Source organism: Heyndrickxia sp. FSL W8-0496 (genome assembly GCF_038007825.1).
Lineage (GTDB): Bacteria > Bacillota > Bacilli > Bacillales > Bacillaceae_C > Heyndrickxia > Heyndrickxia oleronia.
In genome coordinates this window covers 113,039-132,499 of the sequence record NZ_JBBOXX010000001.1, presented here as the reverse complement: position 1 = coordinate 132,499, position 19,461 = coordinate 113,039, and the positions used below count along the sequence as shown (strand labels likewise).

Here is a 19,461-nt window from a genome sequence, read left to right as displayed (position 1 = left end):
CTGAACAGAACAACGCAATATAACTGTCGTTATATGTATCAATTTCAAACAAAAAAGCAGACGATCGTCACCGTCTGCTTTTTATTTAGTCTAAATATATTATTTAGAGATTGAAGTTACAACGCCTGAACCTACAGTACGTCCACCTTCACGAATTGAGAAACGAGTTCCTTCTTCGATCGCGATTGGTGAAATAAGTTCAACATTCATTTCAGTGTTATCGCCAGGCATTACCATTTCAGTACCTTCGTTAAGATGAACGATACCAGTTACATCTGTAGTACGGAAATAGAATTGTGGACGATAGTTTGAGAAGAATGGAGTGTGACGTCCACCTTCTTCTTTAGATAATACATAAACTTCTGCTTTAAATTCAGTATGTGGAGTGATTGTTCCTGGCTTTGCAAGAACTTGACCACGTTGGATTTCTTCACGAGCAACCCCACGAAGAAGTGCACCAATGTTATCTCCAGCTTCTGCATAGTCAAGAAGTTTACGGAACATTTCAACACCAGTTACAGTTGTAGATTTTGCTTCTTCAGCTAAACCGATGATATCTACAACGTCACCAACTTTTACTTGACCACGTTCAACACGGCCAGTAGCAACTGTTCCACGACCTGTGATTGAGAATACATCCTCAACAGGCATCATGAATGGTTTTTCATTGTCACGTTCTGGAGTTGGAATGAATTCATCAACTGCAGCCATTAACTCAGTGATTTTTTCTTCCCAAGCTGGGTCTCCTTCAAGTGCTTTAAGAGCAGAACCTTTGATTACTGGAACATCGTCTCCAGGGAAACCATATTCAGATAGAAGGTCACGAACTTCCATTTCTACTAATTCTAATAATTCTTCGTCATCTACCATATCACATTTGTTTAAGAATACTACTAGGTATGGTACACCTACGTTACGAGAAAGTAGGATGTGCTCACGAGTTTGTGGCATTGGACCATCAGCAGCAGATACTACTAGGATACCACCGTCCATTTGAGCAGCACCAGTGATCATGTTTTTAACATAGTCAGCGTGTCCTGGGCAGTCAACGTGTGCATAGTGACGAGTTGCAGTTTCATATTCTACGTGCGCAGTATTGATTGTGATACCACGTTCACGTTCTTCTGGAGCACCATCGATTTGGTCATAAGCGCGAGCTTCTGCACCACCAGTTTTTGCAAGAACTGTAGTGATTGCTGCAGTTAAAGTAGTTTTACCATGGTCAACGTGACCAATTGTACCAATATTAGCATGTGTTTTAGAACGATCAAATTTCGCTTTAGCCATTAGGAAATCCTCCTTAATATTTATAATTATAAGTATTTATATGATGCTTTAAAGATGAGCGCTCAACTTTAAAGCAATCATATATCATATATAGTAGTTATACTTTATAAAGGCTCAGAAATCAATTATTCACCTTTATTTTTTTTGATAATTTCTTCAGAAATTGCTTTTGGTACTTCTTCATAGTGATCAAAGTGCATTGAGAATACTCCACGACCTTGTGTACTAGAACGAAGTGCAGTTGCATAACCAAACATTTCAGAAAGTGGAACCATCGCACGAACAACTTGTGCATTACCACGAGCTTCCATACCTTCTACACGTCCACGACGAGCAGTAATTTGTCCCATAATATCTCCTAAATAATCTTCAGGGATAACTACTTCAACCTTCATTGTAGGTTCAAGGATTACAGGGTTACATTTCGAAGCAGCGTTTTTCAATGCAAGTGATGCAGCAATTTTAAATGCCATCTCACTTGAGTCTACATCATGGTATGAACCATCATATAGTTTTGCTTTGATATCAACTAGTGGGAATCCAGCAAGAACCCCACGCTCTAATGCATCTTCAAGACCCGCTTGAACTGCTGGAATGTATTCACGAGGAACAACCCCACCAACGATTGCATTTTCGAACTCAAAGCCTTTACCTTCTTCATTTGGAGAGAACTCAATCCAAACATCCCCGTATTGTCCACGACCACCAGATTGACGTGCGAACTTACCTTGTACTTGTGCACTACTACGGAAAGTTTCACGATAAGCAACCTGAGGCGCACCAACATTAGCTTCTACCTTGAATTCGCGTTTCATACGATCAACAAGGATATCTAAGTGAAGCTCACCCATACCAGCAATGATAACTTGTCCAGTTTCTTGGTCAGTATGTGCGCGGAATGTAGGGTCTTCCTCTTGAAGTTTTTGTAATGCTGTAGTCATTTTATCTTGGTCAGCTTTTGACTTAGGCTCTACAGACAATTGGATAACTGGTTCAGGGAACTCCATAGATTCTAAGATAACTAAATCTTTTTCATCACATAAAGTGTCACCAGTAGTTGTATCTTTCAAACCAACAGCAGCTGCAATGTCTCCAGCATGTACTTCTGTAATTTCTTCACGGTGGTTTGCGTGCATTTGAAGGATACGTCCAACACGCTCACGCTTTCCTTTTGTAGAGTTCTGTACATAAGAACCTGACGCTAATGTACCAGAATATACACGGAAGAACGTTAATTTACCAACGTAAGGGTCAGTCATAACTTTAAATGCTAAAGCTGCAAATGGCTCTTCATCATCTGCATGCTTATTCACTTCTTCATCAGAATCAGGACGAGTACCTTTAATAGCTGGTACATCTAATGGAGATGGAAGATAGTCAATAACAGCATCAAGCATTAATTGAACACCTTTGTTTTTGAATGCAGTACCACAAAGAACAGGATAGAATTCTACGTTAACTGTACCTTTACGAATAGCAGCTTTGATCTCTTCATTTGTAAGCTCTTCGCCACCAAGGTATTTTTCCATTAACTCTTCATCTAGTTCAGCTACTGCTTCGATTAATTTTTCTCTATAAGTTTCAGCTTGCTCTTTATATTCTTCAGGAATCTCAACAACTTCAATTTCAGTTCCTAAATCATTACCATACATAGTTGCTTTCATTTCAATAAGGTCAATAATACCTTCAAATTGATCTTCAGCACCGATTGGTAATTGAATAGGATGAGCGTTTGCTTGCAAACGGTCATGAATTGTTCCAACAGAATATAAGAAGTCAGCACCGATTTTATCCATCTTATTAACGAATACAATACGAGGTACTCCGTATGTTGTTGCTTGACGCCAAACAGTTTCTGTTTGAGGTTCAACCCCAGATTGTGCATCAAGAACAGTTACTGCACCATCAAGTACACGAAGAGAACGTTCAACTTCAACTGTGAAGTCTACGTGTCCTGGTGTATCGATAATGTTTACGCGATTACCTTTCCAAGATGCTGTTGTTGCAGCAGATGTAATAGTAATCCCACGTTCTTGTTCTTGCTCCATCCAGTCCATTTGAGATGCACCTTCATGAGTTTCACCAATCTTATGGATTTTACCAGTGTAATAAAGAATACGCTCAGTTGTAGTCGTTTTACCAGCATCAATGTGTGCCATGATACCAATATTACGAGTATTTTCTAAGGAGAACTCTCTTTTCATTGGTTTTTTCTCCTTCCTAATATGAGAATATAGTTTTTTGGTTGAAAATGAAGGTTAGATTACCAACGATAGTGAGCAAACGCTTTGTTTGCTTCCGCCATCTTATGAGTATCTTCACGTTTCTTAACCGCAGCACCAGTGTTGTTTGCTGCATCAAGGATTTCGTTAGCTAAACGCTCTTCCATCGTTTTTTCTCCACGAAGACGAGCATAGTTTACTAACCAACGAAGACCTAAAGTAGTACGACGTTCAGGACGAACTTCTACTGGAACTTGATAGTTAGCACCACCTACACGACGTGCTCTTACTTCAAGAACAGGCATGATGTTTTTAAGTGCTTGATCAAACACTTCCATTGGATCTTTTCCTGTACGTTCACGAATAATATCAAATGATGAGTAAAGAATTGTTTGAGACTTACCTCTCTTACCGTCTACCATCATTTTGTTAATTAAACGAGTAACTAATTTTGAATTATACATCGGATCCGGTAATACGTCTCTTTTTGCAACAGGGCCTTTACGTGGCATTGTATTTCCTCCTTTCAGAAAGGGTTATATTTGTGTTAAATTATTTTTTCTCTTTTGGACGCTTAGTACCATATTTTGAACGTCCTTGTCTACGGCTATCAACACCCGCAGTATCAAGAGCACCACGAACAATATGATAACGTACCCCTGGTAAGTCTTTTACACGTCCACCGCGAATTAATACAACGCTGTGTTCTTGTAAATTGTGACCAATACCAGGAATGTATGCTGTAACCTCAATACCGTTTGTTAAACGAACACGAGCATATTTACGTAACGCTGAGTTCGGTTTCTTTGGAGTCATTGTACCAACACGAGTACAAACACCACGTTTTTGTGGTGAAGATAAGTCTGTATTCACTTTTTTGAAGCTGTTATAGCCTTTGTTAAGTGCTGGAGACTTAGACTTTGTGATTTTTGATTTACGAGGTTTACGTACTAACTGATTAATAGTAGGCATTTGAATATCCTCCCTTCCAATTTTGTTTAAGCCCACACATCCAGGTGGTTCATTTTAAAGCAAAAACAAAGTTTTTGCAGGATATTTATCTGCAAAAACAGTTTTAATAAATAACTGCAACAGCAGCAGCCCCAACTTCTATTCCACATACCTTACCAAGCTTCTTCATAGAATCTACTTGATTAATCGGTATATTCATATCATTAGCAACCTGAACTACCTTTTCAATTACAACAGGATCAGCATCCTTTGCAATAATTAGTTCATCCACGTTCGCAGTTTTTAGAGCTTTAACTGTTTGTTTTGTTCCCACAATCACTTGTTTCGCCTGCAATACTTTTTCATAAGACATTTTTCATATCCTCCAAAGTAACAGGGTTTATGATTGAAGCACCTTGAATATAGTACCATTTTCAATTATTAATGTCAACACGATATTAAAATAAAAATGATATATGAGCCGGTAATAAATACCGGCTTCATATTTATTCTACTGTTACTTCTTCTTCAACAACAGGAATATGTGGTTCCGCTTTGCGATAACGTTGCATTCCTGTTCCCGCAGGAACTAGTTTACCAATAATAACATTTTCCTTTAATCCTAGAAGCTCATCGCGTTTTCCTTTAATAGCAGCATCTGTTAGGACGCGTGTTGTTTCTTGGAAGGAAGCAGCAGATAAGAAGGAATCTGTTTCAAGGGATGCCTTTGTAATCCCTAATAAAACTGGACGACCTGTTGCAGGAAGCTTCCCTTCTAAAATGGCTTTCTCATTTGCATCAGTGAATTGGTGAATATCTAATAAAGAACCAGGTAAAACATCCGTATCTCCGGCATTGTTTACACGAACTTTACGAAGCATTTGACGTACCATTACCTCGATATGTTTATCTCCAATTTCTACCCCTTGCATACGATAAACCTTTTGTACTTCTTTAAGTAAGTATTCTTGAACAGAATTTACATCACGAACTTTTAATAGCTCTTTCGGATCAATAGATCCTTCTGTTAATTCTTGTCCTCGTTCTACTTTACTGTCTATTGCAACTTTCAAGCGTGATGTATATGGTGCGTGATATGTGCGCGATTCAACTTCACCTTGAACAACAATTTCTTGCTGACGGTCTCTACCTTCATTAATGGCTGTTACCACACCATCAATTTCTGAAATGACAGATTGACCCTTTGGATTTCTCGCTTCAAATAATTCTTGAATACGAGGTAAACCTTGAGTGATATCATCTCCGGCAACCCCACCGGTATGGAATGTACGCATTGTTAACTGTGTTCCAGGTTCCCCGATTGATTGAGCAGCGATAATACCAACTGCCTCGCCTACTTCAACCTCTTGACCAGTTGCTAAGTTGCGGCCATAACATTTTTTACATACACCATGTCTTGTATTACATGTAAAGGCTGAACGAATCCATACTTCTTCGATTCCTGCATTTACAACATCTTTTGATAAGTCTTCCGTAATCAAACCATTTTCTGGAACAATAACTTGACCTGTTTCAGGATGTTTGATTGCTTTTCTCGCATATCGACCAATTAGACGTTCTTCTAACGTTTCAATAATTTCTGTACCTTCTTTTAATGAACCAACAAGTAGTCCTCTGTCAGTACCACAATCATCTTCACGAACAATTACATCCTGAGCAACGTCTACAAGACGACGTGTTAAGTAACCAGAATCGGCTGTTTTTAACGCTGTATCCGCAAGACCTTTACGAGCACCGTGCGTTGAAATAAAGTATTCCAATACGGTTAGACCTTCACGGAAACTTGATTTAATTGGTAACTCAATAATCCGACCAGCTGGGTTGGCCATCAGCCCACGCATACCTGCTAGTTGGGTAAAGTTTGATGCGTTACCACGGGCACCGGAATCACTCATCATGAAGATCGGATTTCGTTTATCCAATGATTCCATTAACTTACCTTGAATTGTATCCTTCGCAGCACTCCAGATAGAGATTACACGGTCATAGCGCTCCTCTTCTGTGATCAAACCACGGCGGAATTGTTTCATAACATTATCAACTTTTCCTTGAGCTTCATGCAGAATCTGCTCTTTTTCACCTAATACAACAATATCTGCTACCCCAACCGTAATACCAGCTTTAGTTGAATATTTAAATCCTAAATCCTTCATGCGGTCAAGCATTTTTGATGTTTCAGTGATTTGGAATCGTTTAAAGACCTCAGCAATTATATTTCCAAGGAATTTCTTAATAAACGGTTTAATAATAGGTTGTTTACTAATATGTTCCTTAACGTTTGTATCCGTATCAACAAAATACTTTTCAGGAGTTTTTTCTTCTAAATTTGTCTTTGTTGGTTCATTCATGTACGGGAATGATTCTGGTAATATTTCATTGAAAACTAATTTACCAACTGTAGTAATAAGAAGCTTTGTCTTTTGCTCTTCTGTAAACGTTTGGTTGTTAACCGAACTTGCATGTACAGCAATACGTGTATGCAAATGAACATAACCGTTTTGATAAGCAAGAAGGGCTTCATTAATATCTTTGAAAATTTTACCTTCACCAACAGCACCTTCACGTTCTAAAGTTAAGTAATAGTTACCCAATACCATATCCTGCGATGGAGTAACTACTGGCTTACCATCTTTAGGGTTCAAGATATTTTGAGCTGCCAACATCAATAGACGAGCTTCAGCTTGAGCTTCCGCTGAAAGAGGAACGTGGACAGCCATTTGGTCCCCATCGAAGTCTGCGTTATAGGCAGTACATACAAGTGGATGCAAACGAATTGCACGTCCTTCAACTAGTGTTGGTTCAAAAGCTTGAATACCTAATCTATGCAATGTTGGTGCACGGTTTAATAGAACTGGATGCTCTCTAATAACCTCTTCTAAAACATCCCAAACTTCTGGTTGAAGACGTTCAATTTTTCTCTTCGCACTCTTAATATTGTGTGCTAATCCTTTTTCAACAAGTTCTTTCATAACAAATGGCTTAAATAATTCGATAGCCATTTCTTTTGGAAGACCACATTGATACATTTTTAAATTCGGTCCTACAACAATTACAGAACGTCCTGAGTAGTCAACACGCTTACCAAGAAGGTTTTGACGGAAACGTCCTTGTTTCCCTTTCAACATATGTGAAAGAGATTTCAATGGACGGTTACCAGGTCCTGTAACAGGACGACCACGACGTCCATTATCGATTAAAGCATCTACTGCTTCTTGAAGCATACGTTTTTCATTTTGAACGATGATGCTAGGTGCACCAAGATCTAAAAGTCGTTTTAATCGGTTATTCCGGTTAATAACACGACGGTATAAGTCGTTTAAATCAGAAGTAGCAAAACGGCCACCTTCTAATTGAACCATTGGTCTTAATTCTGGAGGAATGACAGGTAGAACATCAAGAATCATCCAATCAGGCTCATTTCCAGAATGACGAAATGCTTCTAAAACCTCTAGTCGTTTAATTGCTCTTGTACGACGTTGCCCTTGTGCTGTTTTAAGTTCTTCTTTTAAAGAATCTACTTCTTTATTTACATCAATATCCTGCAGAAGTTTTTTTACTGCTTCCGCTCCCATTGATGCTTGGAACTTAGTACCATACTTTTCACGATATGCACGATATTCCTTTTCAGATAACAATTGTTTCTTCTCAAGAGGTGTATCTCCTGTTTCCGTTACAACATAGGATGCAAAGTAAATTACTTCTTCTAATGCACGAGGAGACATATCTAATACAAGCCCCATACGGCTTGGAATTCCTTTGAAATACCAAATATGTGATACAGGAGCAGCAAGTTCAATATGACCCATACGTTCACGACGAACCTTTGAACGAGTTACCTCTACTCCACAACGATCACATACTACACCTTTATATCTAACACGCTTGTATTTACCACAGTGACATTCCCAATCCTTTTGAGGACCGAAAATACGCTCACAAAATAGACCGTCTTTTTCCGGCTTTAACGTTCTATAGTTAATGGTTTCTGGTTTTTTCACTTCTCCAAATGACCAAGAACGGATTTTATCTGGTGAAGCAAGACCAATTTTCATATACTCAAAATTATTAACATCTATCAAGGGGCCTACCTCCCTTTCAGTCTACAGGTTATACCCGAAAAAGGCACTAGCGCCAAACTGTCATTGGCCTGCCTCCATGAGACGAAACCTAAGGGGCTTGGCGCTAGAGCAACAAATATATTCGATTTTTTAACTTATTTATTTTAAAGGACTATTCCTTTGACGCAACGATTTCTGATTCTTCTTTAGATTCTGGTGCAATATTTAGAGTATCCGCTTGATTGACATCATCTTCATCCTCTAAATCACGCATTTCAATTTCTTGATCATCACTAGAAAGAATTTTTACGTCCATTCCTAAACTTTGTAATTCCTTAATCAATACTTTAAATGATTCAGGAACTCCCGGTTCTGGAACATTTTCACCCTTCACAATGGCTTCATATGTTTTCACACGACCAACAACATCATCTGATTTAACAGTAAGGATCTCTTGTAATGTATAGGCAGCTCCATATGCTTCAAGCGCCCAAACTTCCATTTCCCCAAAACGTTGTCCACCAAATTGTGCTTTACCACCAAGTGGTTGTTGTGTAACAAGTGAATAAGGTCCAGTAGAACGAGCATGTAACTTGTCATCTACCATGTGTGCTAATTTAATCATATACATGATACCAACAGAAACACGATTATCAAATGGTTCACCTGTTCGACCATCATAAAGAATCGTTTTCGCGTCACTTGCCATTCCTGCTTCTTCAATCGTATCCCATACATCTTCCTCTGTCGCACCGTCAAATACTGGTGTAGCTACATGAATACCTAAATATCTAGCAGCCATACCTAAATGCAATTCAAGTACTTGACCGATGTTCATACGTGAAGGAACCCCTAATGGGTTTAACATGATATCTACTGGTGTACCATCAGGTAAAAACGGCATATCCTCTTCCGGAAGAATACGAGAGATAACCCCTTTATTACCATGGCGTCCAGCCATTTTATCACCTTGATGAATTTTACGCTTTTGAACAATATACACACGTACCAATTGGTTTACTCCTGGTGGAAGTTCGTCACCATCTTCACGATTAAAGACTTTAACATCAAGAACAATCCCACCGCCACCATGCGGTACACGTAATGAAGTATCACGAACTTCACGTGCTTTTTCACCAAAAATGGCATGTAATAAACGTTCTTCAGCCGTTAATTCCGTTACACCCTTAGGAGTAACTTTACCAACAAGAAGATCACCGTCTTTTACTTCAGCACCAATTCGGATAATTCCACGTTCATCTAAGTTACGAAGAGCATCTTCCCCAACATTCGGAATATCTCTTGTCATTTCTTCTGGTCCAAGTTTTGTATCACGAGCTTCTGATTCATATTCTTCAATATGAATAGAAGTATAGACATCATCTTTTACAAGTCTTTCGCTCATGATGATCGCATCTTCATAGTTATAGCCATCCCAAGTCATAAATGCTACAAGAACATTACGACCTAATGCTAGTTCAGCCTTTTCCATAGACGGCCCATCACCAAGAACCTCACCTTTTGTCACATGGTCTCCCACACTAACAATCGGGCGTTGGTTATAACAAGTACCTTGGTTTGAACGAATAAACTTCTGTAAGCGATATTTATCTAGGTCACCTTTTACTTGTTGACCATCAACATCTTTCACACGACGAACCCAAATTTCTCTAGCTTCAACATGTTCAACAATACCATCGTGTTTACAAATAACAGCTGCACCAGAGTCCTTTGCAGATACATGCTCCATACCGGTACCTACAATTGGAGATTCCGGTTGCATAAGTGGAACAGCCTGACGTTGCATGTTCGCTCCCATGAGGGCACGGTTTGAGTCATCGTTCTCTAAGAATGGAATACATGCTGTAGCAGCAGAAACTACTTGCTTAGGAGAAACGTCCATATAGTCGATTCTTTCCCGTTTAACAGCTGTATTTTCCCCTCTAAAACGAGCAATTACTTCTTCATCTGCGAAGGATCCATCCTCTGCAATACGAGAATTCGCCTGTGCAACTACATAATTATCCTCTTCATCTGCAGTCAAATAATCAATATGATCGGTTAATTTCCCTGTTTCAGGGTCAACACGACGATATGGAGTTTCGATAAATCCAAAACGATTGACTTTCGCATATGATGATAATGAGTTAATTAACCCGATATTCGGTCCCTCAGGCGTTTCAATTGGACACATACGACCATAGTGAGAATAGTGAACGTCACGAACTTCCATTCCAGCACGTTCACGTGTTAAACCACCAGGTCCAAGTGCAGACAATCTTCGTTTATGAGTTAATTCTGCAAGTGGATTCGTTTGATCCATGAATTGTGAAAGCTGTGAACTACCAAAGAACTCTTTAATAGCTGCAATTACAGGGCGAATATTAATTAATTGCTGTGGAGTGATCGTGTTAATATCTTGAATAGACATTCTTTCACGAACAACTCTTTCCATACGAGATAACCCAATACGGAATTGATTCTGTAATAATTCACCAACAGAGCGTAAGCGACGGTTACCTAAATGATCGATATCATCCGTGTCACCTACACCATGTAATAAATTAAAGAAATAGCTAATAGACGAAATAATATCTGCAGGTGTAATGTTTTTTACACTTTCGTCAATATAAGCATTTCCTAGTACATTTATCACTTTTTCCCCATCATCAATTGGTGCGTAAATCTTAATAGATTGAAGAACGATATCATCTTCAACAACTCCACCAACTTGTGGGTATACTTTAAAGCCTGTTCCATTTTCTAAACTAGGCAAAATTTTATCTAAAGTACGACGGTCAAGTGTAGTACCTGCCTCAGCAATAATTTCACCAGTTTCAGGATCAGCTAATGTTTCTGCCAATCTCTGTCCAAAAAGGCGATTTTTCAAATGCAATTTTTTATTAATTTTGTAACGCCCAACATTTGCTAAATCATAACGTTTTGGGTCAAAGAAACGTGAAATTAATAAACTTTTTGCATTCTCCACTGTAGGTGGTTCACCAGGACGTAGACGTTCATAAATTTCTAAAAGCGCCTTTTCCGTACTTTCCGTATTATCCTTTTCAAGGGTATTACGAATAAACTCGTTATCCCCTAATAAATCGATGATTTCTTGATCAGAGCCGAACCCTAGCGCACGTAAAAGAACCGTAACTGGTAATTTTCTTGTGCGATCGATACGAACGTATACTACATCTTTAGCATCCGTTTCATATTCAAGCCATGCTCCGCGATTTGGAATAACTGTAGCAGCAAAACCTTGCTTCCCGTTTTTATCCATTTTTCCATTAAAATACACACTCGGTGATCGAACAAGCTGTGATACAATAACACGCTCTGCCCCATTAATAATAAATGTACCTGTTTCGGTCATTAATGGGAAATCACCCATAAATACATCTTGATCTTTTACTTCTCCAGTCTCTTTGTTCACCAAACGAACCTTCACTCGAAGGGAAGCGGAATAAGTAACATCACGCTCTTTACACTCTTCAACAGAGTACTTTGGCTCACCAAGACTGTAATCAATAAATTCTAAAGATAGATTTCCAGCGAAATCTTCAATAGGTGAAATGTCCTGGAACATTTCTCTCAAACCCTCATCAAGAAACCATTGATACGAAGAGGTTTGAATTTCAATAAGATTTGGTAATTCTAGAACTTCGCTAATACGCGCAAAACTTCTGCGTTGGCGGTGTCGTCCATACTGAACAAGTTGACCTGTCAACTGATTCACCCCTCAAATCAAGCGTTTTGGTTGCGTTTATTATATCTTAAGTCAGGACAACCAAGCTGAACATAAGACAAAAAGAAAAAGGGTTTTCTATAAAAACCACATTTTTCACATGACGAGCTATTATTTTATAAGTATTTTCCATAATAACCAAAAAATATACTTGACATTATGATTTTGAATATAATTATAGAAAATATCATATTGGCATTTTATAATGCTACCACATGGTTTAATAGACGTCAAGATTTTTTAGCCTTTAAAATATAATATCCTTTATTTTTTCCTACAATCTCTACTTCATTGAACATTTCTTCTAATTTATCCTTCGCAGATGGAGCACCTTGCTTCTTTTGAATAACAACCCATAATTCACCTTGTTGTTTTAAATGATAAAAGCTATTTACCAGAATATCATGTACAATCTTTTTACCAGCACGAATTGGTGGATTAGTAATTATGGCTGCAAATTCTTTCTCTTCAACATTTTCAAATCGATCACTTTCATATACCTTAATATTTGCAATCTGGTTATGCAGCGCATTTTCTTCTGCAAGTTCAAGTGCACGTTGATTAACATCAATCATGTGGACAATGCGATCCTGCGATATTTTTGCCAAAGCAAGACCGATAGGACCATAACCGCATCCAACATCAAGAAATGGACCACTAATTTCCGGAGGCACGAATTGATCGATTAAAAATCTAGAACCGTAATCAACTTCTTTTTTCGAAAAAACGCCTTGATCAGATTTAAATGCGAAGTTGTGACCACGAAGAGTAAAATTCCAATAAAGTGGACTACTTTCAATTTCTGGATTTCGCGAATAGTAATGATTGTTCATCCTATCTCATCCTTCTAAAAAAACTAACTGATTATTACCGTCTCTAACCAATTACTACTAAAATAGACAAAAAAAGCCCGCCTTAAACAGCGAGCTTTTTTAATCGTGATGATTACTTAACTTCTACGCTAGCTCCAACTTCTTCAAGTTTAGCTTTGATTTCTTCAGCTTCTTCTTTAGCAACGCCTTCTTTAAGAGATTTTGGAGCGTTGTCAACAACTTCTTTCGCTTCTTTAAGGCCAAGACCTGTGATTTCGCGAACAACTTTAATAACTTTGATTTTTTGAGCACCAGCATTAGCAAGTACAACATCAAATTCAGTTTTTTCTGCAGCAGCATCGCCACCAGCAGCTCCACCTACAACAGCTACAGGAGCAGCAGCAGTTACACCAAATTCTTCTTCGATAGCTTTAACAAGGTCATTTAATTCAAGAACTGTCATTTCTTTGACAGCTTCAATGATTTGTTCTTTAGTCATTATGATATCCTCCTAATTTTTCAATAATTATTTTATAGTAAAGTAATTTGTATCAAGTTTGCTATATTCAAGCTATATAACAGCTATTAAGCACCTTGTTCTTCTTTTTGATCTGCAACAGCTTTTGTAGCAAGAGCCAAGTTGCGGATTGGTGCTTGAAGAACGCTAAGCAACATAGAAAGTAAGCCTTCGCGAGAAGGTAGTTCAGCAAGAGCTTTGATTTCTTCAACAGTTGCTGTATTTCCTTCAATCACACCTGCTTTAATTTCTAGAGCCTCATTCTTTTTAGCGAAATCGTTTAGGATTTTCGCTGGTGCAACAACATCTTCTGTACTGAATGCGATTGCGTTAGGGCCAGTTAATGACTCCTCTAAACCAGTTAATTCAGCCATTTCTGCAGCACGGCGAGTTAAAGTGTTTTTGTAAACTTTGAACTCGATTCCTGCTTCACGAAGTTGTTTACGAAGTTCAGTTACTTCTGCAACATTTAATCCACGGTAGTCAACGATTACTGTAGATACGCTTGATTTTAACTTTTCAGCGATTTCTTCTACGACTTGTTTCTTTTGATCAATTGCACTGCTCATCTTTACACCTCCTAAGAATTCTAGATGAACACTTATACCGAAATATGAAAACCTCCATATCCCAAAGTAGACATGGAGGTTTAATGCAATAGTCACGAAAACTATAATTTATAAATGCATTACCTCGGTAGGAAATTAAGCTTTCACAAGCACCTACTGTCTACGGTACAAATGTTATTTAATTAAACACAGCGTTTATTATAACAAGGATAATCTATAAAGTCAACTTAGTTTTTTACAACAAATGATGAACCATCAACTCTTACACCAGGTCCCATTGTTGAAGTAACTGAGATGTTTTTCATATAAGTACCTTTTGCAGCTGCTGGTTTTACTTTTAATAGAGTATCAAAGATTGTTGTAAAGTTTTCAACTAATTTATCAGTATCAAATGATACTTTACCGATTGGAACATGGATATTACCAGCTTTTTCAACACGGTATTCAACTTTACCAGCTTTGATTTCATTAATTGCTTTTGTTACATCAAATGTAACTGTTCCAGTCTTAGGGTTTGGCATTAAACCTTTTGGTCCAAGAACACGACCTAATTTACCAACTTCACCCATCATGTCAGGAGTTGCAACGATAACATCAAACTCAAACCAACCTTGGTTGATTTTGTTGATATATTCGCTATCTCCAACATAATCTGCGCCAGCTGCTTCTGCTTCTTTCGCTTTTTCACCTTTAGCAAATACTAATACGCGTTGTGTTTTACCAGTTCCGTTAGGAAGTACAACTGCGCCACGGATTTGTTGGTCCGCTTTCTTAGGATCTACTCCAAGACGAAATGCAACTTCAACAGTAGCATCAAACTTTGCAAAACTAGTTTTCTTTACTAGTTCGATCGCTTCATTAACAGAGTAAGCTTTTGTGCGATCAACTAATTTTAAAGCTTCAACATATTTTTTACCTTTTTTAGCCATTCTAATTTTCCTCCTCGAATGTGGTTTTAGCGGATTTACCTCCCACGAATAAAGGTTGCGAGCAAGTATCTTTTAGCATCGCAACCCCGTCGGACGAAAAACCATTTGTTTGCATGGATTAATCTTCGATTGTGATACCCATGCTGCGTGCAGTACCTTCAACCATGCGCATAGCTGCTTCAACGCTAGCTGCGTTTAGGTCAGGCATTTTTGTTTCAGCGATTTCACGTACTTTGTCACGCTTAACAGTCGCTACCTTTTTGCGGTTAGGCTCACCAGAACCAGATTCGATTCCAGCTGCTTTTTTAAGTAAAACCGCAGCAGGTGGGGTTTTTGTGATAAATGTAAATGAACGGTCTTCAAATACCGTAATTTCAACAGGGATAATTAAACCAGCTTGGTCTGCAGTACGAGCATTAAACTCCTTACAGAATCCCATGATATTAACACCAGCTTGACCAAGTGCAGGACCAACCGGTGGAGCTGGGTTTGCTTTACCAGCAGGAATTTGTAATTTTACAATCTTCACTACTTTTTTAGCCACGAGACACACCTCCTTAAAGTCCGTGATGTGGTAATAGGGAATTTCCCTCCCACTCATCATTTAAAAAAATCTTTATTTATAATAAAGATAGATATATTTTGTTCAGTTTCTCTTTTTTCGAGAACATACTGACCTAAAGAATGTTACCATTTTTAAAAACAAATATCAAGTTGTTTCAATTTATATTTTATCAATTTGTGCAAAAACAAGATCAACCGGAGTCTCTCTACCAAACATATTGACCATAACTTTCGCTCTACCTTTATCACGATCAATTTCCTCAATTTTACCAGTAAAGTTAGCAAATGGTCCTTCTTTTACAGTGACTGATTCACCGACTTCAAAATCTACATCTATGCGTTTTTCATCCATACCCATATGTTTCAGAATAACCTTAACTTCTTCCGGTAATAACGGAGTCGGTTTAGATCCAGATCCCGCTGATCCTACAAAGCCTGTAACCCCAGGTGTATTTCGAACAACATACCATGAATCATCGGTCATAATGATCTCAACAAGAACATATCCTGGGAAAACTTTACGCTTTAGCACTTTTTTCTTACCATTTTTTATTTCTGTCTCTTCTTCCTCTGGAACAACCACTCTAAAAATTTTATCTTGCATACCCATCGATTCAACACGCTTCTCTAGGTTTGCTTTTACTTTATTTTCATAACCCGAATACGTATGAACAACATACCAATTCTTTTCCATTCACAAGGACTTAAATGTCCGTCCCTCCCCAACTAATTATATAATAAGTATTTTTTTCCAAAACGAAAAAACCCGTTAACCGGGCTAAGAAATACATTTATTTAAATTCATTATACCATGCATTGTTATAAGTTATTCAATACAAAGTTTAAAATCTATATATTTACTTCAAAATTAACTTAATGAGTGAAGATATACCTAGATCGACGACCATAAAAAAGACAGCAAGAAAGATAACTGTTGTAACTACTGTTACTGTGTAATTCGTTAACTCCTTTTTCTTTGGCCAGCTAACCTTCCTCATTTCTGATGCTACATTTCGAAAGAATTTCGCAATAGACATGTTTGAAACCTCCATCATGATAGGATGAATCTTTAATTAATAATCTAGTAATTCGTTCTATTTATATTTATAAATAATACTATTTTGTTTCTCGATGTTCCGTATGGGCATTACAATATTTACAAAATTTTTTGACCTCTAACCGTTCAGTATTAGTTTCTTTATTATGAAAGGTCGAGTAATTTCTCGATCCGCATTTTGAACAGGCTAACACTATTTTTTTCTGCATATTTACACCTACTATTATAGGTTAACATAATTTTATGTTAATATAAAAAATTCCTCATTATCGCTATCTTACTTGTTAAAAAGTAACACGCAAAATCTAGATTTGTCAATAAAAGGTTTTGTCTACGAACTAAATTCACGTATTTCTAAATAACGCTCTAGCTTGCGTTTAACCCTTTGAAGTGCATTATCTATGGATTTCACATGGCGATTTAATTCTTCAGAGATTTCCTGGTAGGATTGCCCATCTAAATAGAGTGCTAATACTTTTCTCTCCAAGTCACTAAGTAATTCTGAAATTTTCCCTTCTATGTTTCCATACTTTTCACGATTAATAATAAGTTCTTCAGGATTCATGATCTTTGCACCTGAAATGACATCCATTAATGTTCGATCAGATTCCTCATCATAAATAGGTTTATCAAGAGAAACATACGAGTTCAGTGGAATATGCTTCTGACGGGTGGCTGTTTTAATTGCAGTAATAATTTGGCGGATGATACATAACTCTGCAAACGCTTTAAACGAAGTAAGCTTGTCCTCCTTGTAATCGCGGATGGCCTTATACAAACCAATCATACCTTCTTGAACAATATCTTCCTTATCAGCTCCGACCAAAAAATATGATCGTGCCTTTGCACGTACGAAGTTACGGTATTTCTGGATAAGAAAATCCAATGCTTCACTATCACCTTTATGGACTAATTCAATCAATTGCTCATCTTCCATCATCACATAATTTTCATTATGTGTTACCTCAACATTTAGGTTCACATAAATCCCCCTGACCGCTCGGAAGCAATAGATAGAAATATTATACATTACAGAATTTTCAAGCGTCAATACTCATTGCTGACCTCTCCTTAGCTTTTCGAAAATTTCAGCAACATCTTTGCTTAAAGGAATCCTTGAAACCGGCTTATATTCATGTGTTTCTCGAACGTCCTTTTCAATATTATGATTGATCATATTCATTTCATTTAATAATTCTCGTGCCGATATTCGAAGTGCACCTTGTCCGAAGATCGCCCATTGCTCTGTATAGTCAGATGTAGCAACATGAATCTGAGTTGTCCGATTATTTAATTGGATTGCTAGTTTTTCAATACGTTCATCAGCCGATTCATTTTCCTTTGTAAATATGACTTCAACTTTATGCTGTTTATACTTTTTTTCTTTTCCCTTAACATATAAGGCATCAAATACAACAATTACTCTGTATCCTGTGTATCCCTGATATTCAGCCATTTTTTCAATTAAACGATCTCTTGCATGACTTAGATTTGTTTTTTTTAAACTTCTAAGCTCCGGCCACGCACCAATTATGTTGTAACCATCTACGAGCAGAATGTCCATCACTATTCACCTTGCGGATGTCGTTTCCGATAAACCTCGTATATTAATAAACTAGCCGCAACAGAGGCGTTTAGAGAAGTAACATGTCCCACCATTGGTAGGTGAACAAGAAAATCACATGATTCCTTGATTAGACGACTAATCCCCTTCCCTTCACTACCAATAACGATAGCCAACGGCATCTTTCCATCCATTGTGCGATAGTCTTTACTTCCTTTAGCGTCTGTACCAAAAATCCACAGCCCACGTTCCTTTAATTCCTTAATTGTATTCGATAAATTTGTAACCCTTGCAACAGGTACATGTTCAATTGCGCCTGTTGATGCCTTTGCTACTACTGCTGTTAACCCCACCGCTCTACGCTTAGGAATAATAATACCATGAACACCTGCTGCATCCGCAGTTCGCAAAATAGAGCCGAGATTATGTGGGTCTTCTAATTCATCAAGTATGATGAAGAATGGATCCTCTTGTTTTTGTTCAGCTAACTTAAATAAATCATCTAATTCTGCATATTGATAAGCAGCTACTTGAGCAACTACACCTTGATGATTTTCTTTCACCATTTGCTCAATTTTTTGTTTCGGAACATATTGAACTAAAACCTTTGATTCTTTTGCAAGTTTGATAATTTGTTGCATTTGCCCCTTATTAGAGCCTTCTGAAATCCATATTTTATTGATATCACGATTGGATTTTAAGGCTTCAATCACTGGATTTTTTCCAGCAATAAATTCTCTATCCATATTGATTCCTCCTATTAACTATCTGCTTCAACTGTTTCGATTGCCTTAAAAATAACATTTTCCAATCGATCGAAATCTTTCATTAAATATAAGTGACCAATTAACGCTTCAAACCCTGTACTATGATTATATGTTTGAACATCAGTATTTTTGGGAATCGATCCTGATTTTGCATTTCTCCCTCGTTTTACAATCGCCTTTTCCTCTTCTGTTAATACTTCTTGCTCTATAAACATTTTCAAAATACTTGCCTGGGCTTTGGCAGAAACATATTTTGTTGCCGCTTTATGCAAGTGATGAGGTTTAGTTTTTCCAAGGTGGAGAAGATGATGCCGTATATATACTTCATATACAGCATCTCCCATGTAGGCAAGAGCTAAGCTATTAAGTTGTTTTACATCAACTGGCTTTTGCAT

General features: G+C 37.6%; 19 protein-coding genes and 1 other annotated feature. All 19 genes read right to left on the bottom strand.

Annotated elements, in window-relative coordinates; genetic code table 11:
* Positions 1-99 precede the first annotated feature (99 nt).
* The 19 genes from tuf to NST63_RS00575 all read right to left on the bottom strand — a co-directional run bounded on the left by tuf (position 100) and on the right by NST63_RS00575 (position 19,461).
* Positions 100-1,287: an elongation factor Tu gene (gene tuf, locus NST63_RS00665; protein ID WP_212946422.1), complete on the bottom strand. Its 1,188-nt coding sequence runs from the start codon at positions 1,285-1,287 to the stop codon at positions 100-102.
* Between the two features lie 125 nt (positions 1,288-1,412).
* On the bottom strand, positions 1,413-3,491 hold the full coding sequence (gene fusA, locus NST63_RS00660) for an elongation factor G (protein ID WP_212946423.1): 2,079 nt from the start codon (positions 3,489-3,491) through the stop codon (positions 1,413-1,415).
* A gap of 59 nt (positions 3,492-3,550) precedes the next feature.
* On the bottom strand, positions 3,551-4,021 hold the full coding sequence (gene rpsG, locus NST63_RS00655) for a 30S ribosomal protein S7 (protein ID WP_058005961.1): 471 nt from the start codon (positions 4,019-4,021) through the stop codon (positions 3,551-3,553).
* Between the two features lie 40 nt (positions 4,022-4,061).
* On the bottom strand, positions 4,062-4,481 hold the full coding sequence (gene rpsL, locus NST63_RS00650) for a 30S ribosomal protein S12 (protein ID WP_058005960.1): 420 nt from the start codon (positions 4,479-4,481) through the stop codon (positions 4,062-4,064).
* 103 nt (positions 4,482-4,584) lie between these two features.
* Positions 4,585-4,833, bottom strand: a complete 249-nt coding sequence (locus tag NST63_RS00645; protein ID WP_212946424.1) for a 50S ribosomal protein L7ae-like protein — start codon at positions 4,831-4,833, stop codon at positions 4,585-4,587.
* A 133-nt stretch (positions 4,834-4,966) separates the two neighbouring features.
* Positions 4,967-8,560 (bottom strand): DNA-directed RNA polymerase subunit beta', encoded by a 3,594-nt coding sequence (gene rpoC / locus NST63_RS00640; RefSeq protein ID WP_212946425.1) that lies wholly within the window; start codon positions 8,558-8,560, stop codon positions 4,967-4,969.
* Between the two features lie 151 nt (positions 8,561-8,711).
* Complete coding sequence (gene rpoB, locus NST63_RS00635) at positions 8,712-12,269, bottom strand: DNA-directed RNA polymerase subunit beta (RefSeq protein WP_058005957.1); 3,558 nt, start codon at positions 12,267-12,269, stop codon at positions 8,712-8,714.
* A gap of 248 nt (positions 12,270-12,517) precedes the next feature.
* Complete coding sequence (locus tag NST63_RS00630) at positions 12,518-13,120, bottom strand: class I SAM-dependent methyltransferase (protein WP_212946426.1); 603 nt, start codon at positions 13,118-13,120, stop codon at positions 12,518-12,520.
* Between the two features lie 112 nt (positions 13,121-13,232).
* On the bottom strand, positions 13,233-13,601 hold the full coding sequence (gene rplL, locus NST63_RS00625; protein WP_213083995.1) for a 50S ribosomal protein L7/L12: 369 nt from the start codon (positions 13,599-13,601) through the stop codon (positions 13,233-13,235).
* Positions 13,602-13,684: 83 nt separating this feature from the next.
* On the bottom strand, positions 13,685-14,185 hold the full coding sequence (gene rplJ, locus NST63_RS00620; RefSeq protein ID WP_212946427.1) for a 50S ribosomal protein L10: 501 nt from the start codon (positions 14,183-14,185) through the stop codon (positions 13,685-13,687).
* 36 nt (positions 14,186-14,221) lie between these two features.
* Positions 14,222-14,369: a sequence feature (ribosomal protein L10 leader region), on the bottom strand.
* Positions 14,370-14,412: 43 nt separating this feature from the next.
* Positions 14,413-15,114, bottom strand: coding sequence for a 50S ribosomal protein L1 (gene rplA / locus NST63_RS00615; RefSeq protein WP_058005953.1), 702 nt, complete (start codon positions 15,112-15,114; stop codon positions 14,413-14,415).
* Between the two features lie 118 nt (positions 15,115-15,232).
* Positions 15,233-15,658, bottom strand: coding sequence for a 50S ribosomal protein L11 (gene rplK / locus NST63_RS00610; protein ID WP_058005952.1), 426 nt, complete (start codon positions 15,656-15,658; stop codon positions 15,233-15,235).
* Positions 15,659-15,838: 180 nt separating this feature from the next.
* Positions 15,839-16,372 (bottom strand): transcription termination/antitermination protein NusG, encoded by a 534-nt coding sequence (gene nusG, locus NST63_RS00605; protein WP_212946428.1) that lies wholly within the window; start codon positions 16,370-16,372, stop codon positions 15,839-15,841.
* Between the two features lie 163 nt (positions 16,373-16,535).
* On the bottom strand, positions 16,536-16,715 hold the full coding sequence (gene secE, locus NST63_RS00600; protein ID WP_058005950.1) for a preprotein translocase subunit SecE: 180 nt from the start codon (positions 16,713-16,715) through the stop codon (positions 16,536-16,538).
* A gap of 79 nt (positions 16,716-16,794) precedes the next feature.
* Positions 16,795-16,944 (bottom strand): 50S ribosomal protein L33, encoded by a 150-nt coding sequence (rpmG, locus tag NST63_RS00595; RefSeq protein WP_071976252.1) that lies wholly within the window; start codon positions 16,942-16,944, stop codon positions 16,795-16,797.
* A gap of 122 nt (positions 16,945-17,066) precedes the next feature.
* Positions 17,067-17,786: an RNA polymerase sporulation sigma factor SigH gene (gene sigH, locus NST63_RS00590; protein WP_235813404.1), complete on the bottom strand. Its 720-nt coding sequence runs from the start codon at positions 17,784-17,786 to the stop codon at positions 17,067-17,069.
* 3 nt (positions 17,787-17,789) lie between these two features.
* Positions 17,790-18,299, bottom strand: coding sequence for an NYN domain-containing protein (locus tag NST63_RS00585; protein ID WP_058005949.1), 510 nt, complete (start codon positions 18,297-18,299; stop codon positions 17,790-17,792).
* 2 nt (positions 18,300-18,301) lie between these two features.
* Positions 18,302-19,045 (bottom strand): 23S rRNA (guanosine(2251)-2'-O)-methyltransferase RlmB, encoded by a 744-nt coding sequence (gene rlmB / locus NST63_RS00580; RefSeq protein WP_212946429.1) that lies wholly within the window; start codon positions 19,043-19,045, stop codon positions 18,302-18,304.
* Positions 19,046-19,059: 14 nt separating this feature from the next.
* Positions 19,060-19,461: a Mini-ribonuclease 3 gene (locus tag NST63_RS00575; RefSeq protein WP_212946437.1), complete on the bottom strand. Its 402-nt coding sequence runs from the start codon at positions 19,459-19,461 to the stop codon at positions 19,060-19,062.

Bases quoted from the DNA above. Each gene is read 5' to 3' on its own strand.
- rpsG (WP_058005961.1), bottom strand. From the start codon at position 4,021: ATGCCACGTAAAGGCCCTGTTGCAAAAAGAGACGTATTACCGGATCCG.
- nusG (WP_212946428.1), bottom strand. From the start codon at position 16,372: ATGGAAAAGAATTGGTATGTTGTTCATACGTATTCGGGTTATGAAAAT.
- secE (WP_058005950.1), bottom strand. From the start codon at position 16,715: ATGTCTATTGCGAAATTCTTTCGAAATGTAGCATCAGAAATGAGGAAG.
- NST63_RS00630 (WP_212946426.1), bottom strand. From the start codon at position 13,120: ATGAACAATCATTACTATTCGCGAAATCCAGAAATTGAAAGTAGTCCA.
- NST63_RS00575 (WP_212946437.1), bottom strand. From the start codon at position 19,461: ATGCAAAAGCCAGTTGATGTAAAACAACTTAATAGCTTAGCTCTTGCC.
- rlmB (WP_212946429.1), bottom strand. From the start codon at position 19,045: ATGGATAGAGAATTTATTGCTGGAAAAAATCCAGTGATTGAAGCCTTA.
- NST63_RS00585 (WP_058005949.1), bottom strand. From the start codon at position 18,299: ATGGACATTCTGCTCGTAGATGGTTACAACATAATTGGTGCGTGGCCG.
- rplA (WP_058005953.1), bottom strand. From the start codon at position 15,114: ATGGCTAAAAAAGGTAAAAAATATGTTGAAGCTTTAAAATTAGTTGAT.
- rpmG (WP_071976252.1), bottom strand. From the start codon at position 16,944: ATGCAGAAAAAAATAGTGTTAGCCTGTTCAAAATGCGGATCGAGAAAT.
- tuf (WP_212946422.1), bottom strand. From the start codon at position 1,287: ATGGCTAAAGCGAAATTTGATCGTTCTAAAACACATGCTAATATTGGT.
- fusA (WP_212946423.1), bottom strand. From the start codon at position 3,491: ATGAAAAGAGAGTTCTCCTTAGAAAATACTCGTAATATTGGTATCATG.
- rplJ (WP_212946427.1), bottom strand. From the start codon at position 14,185: ATGAGCAGTGCAATTGATCAAAAGAAACAAGTCGTAGAAGAAATCGCT.
- NST63_RS00645 (WP_212946424.1), bottom strand. From the start codon at position 4,833: ATGTCTTATGAAAAAGTATTGCAGGCGAAACAAGTGATTGTGGGAACA.
- rpsL (WP_058005960.1), bottom strand. From the start codon at position 4,481: ATGCCTACTATTAATCAGTTAGTACGTAAACCTCGTAAATCAAAAATC.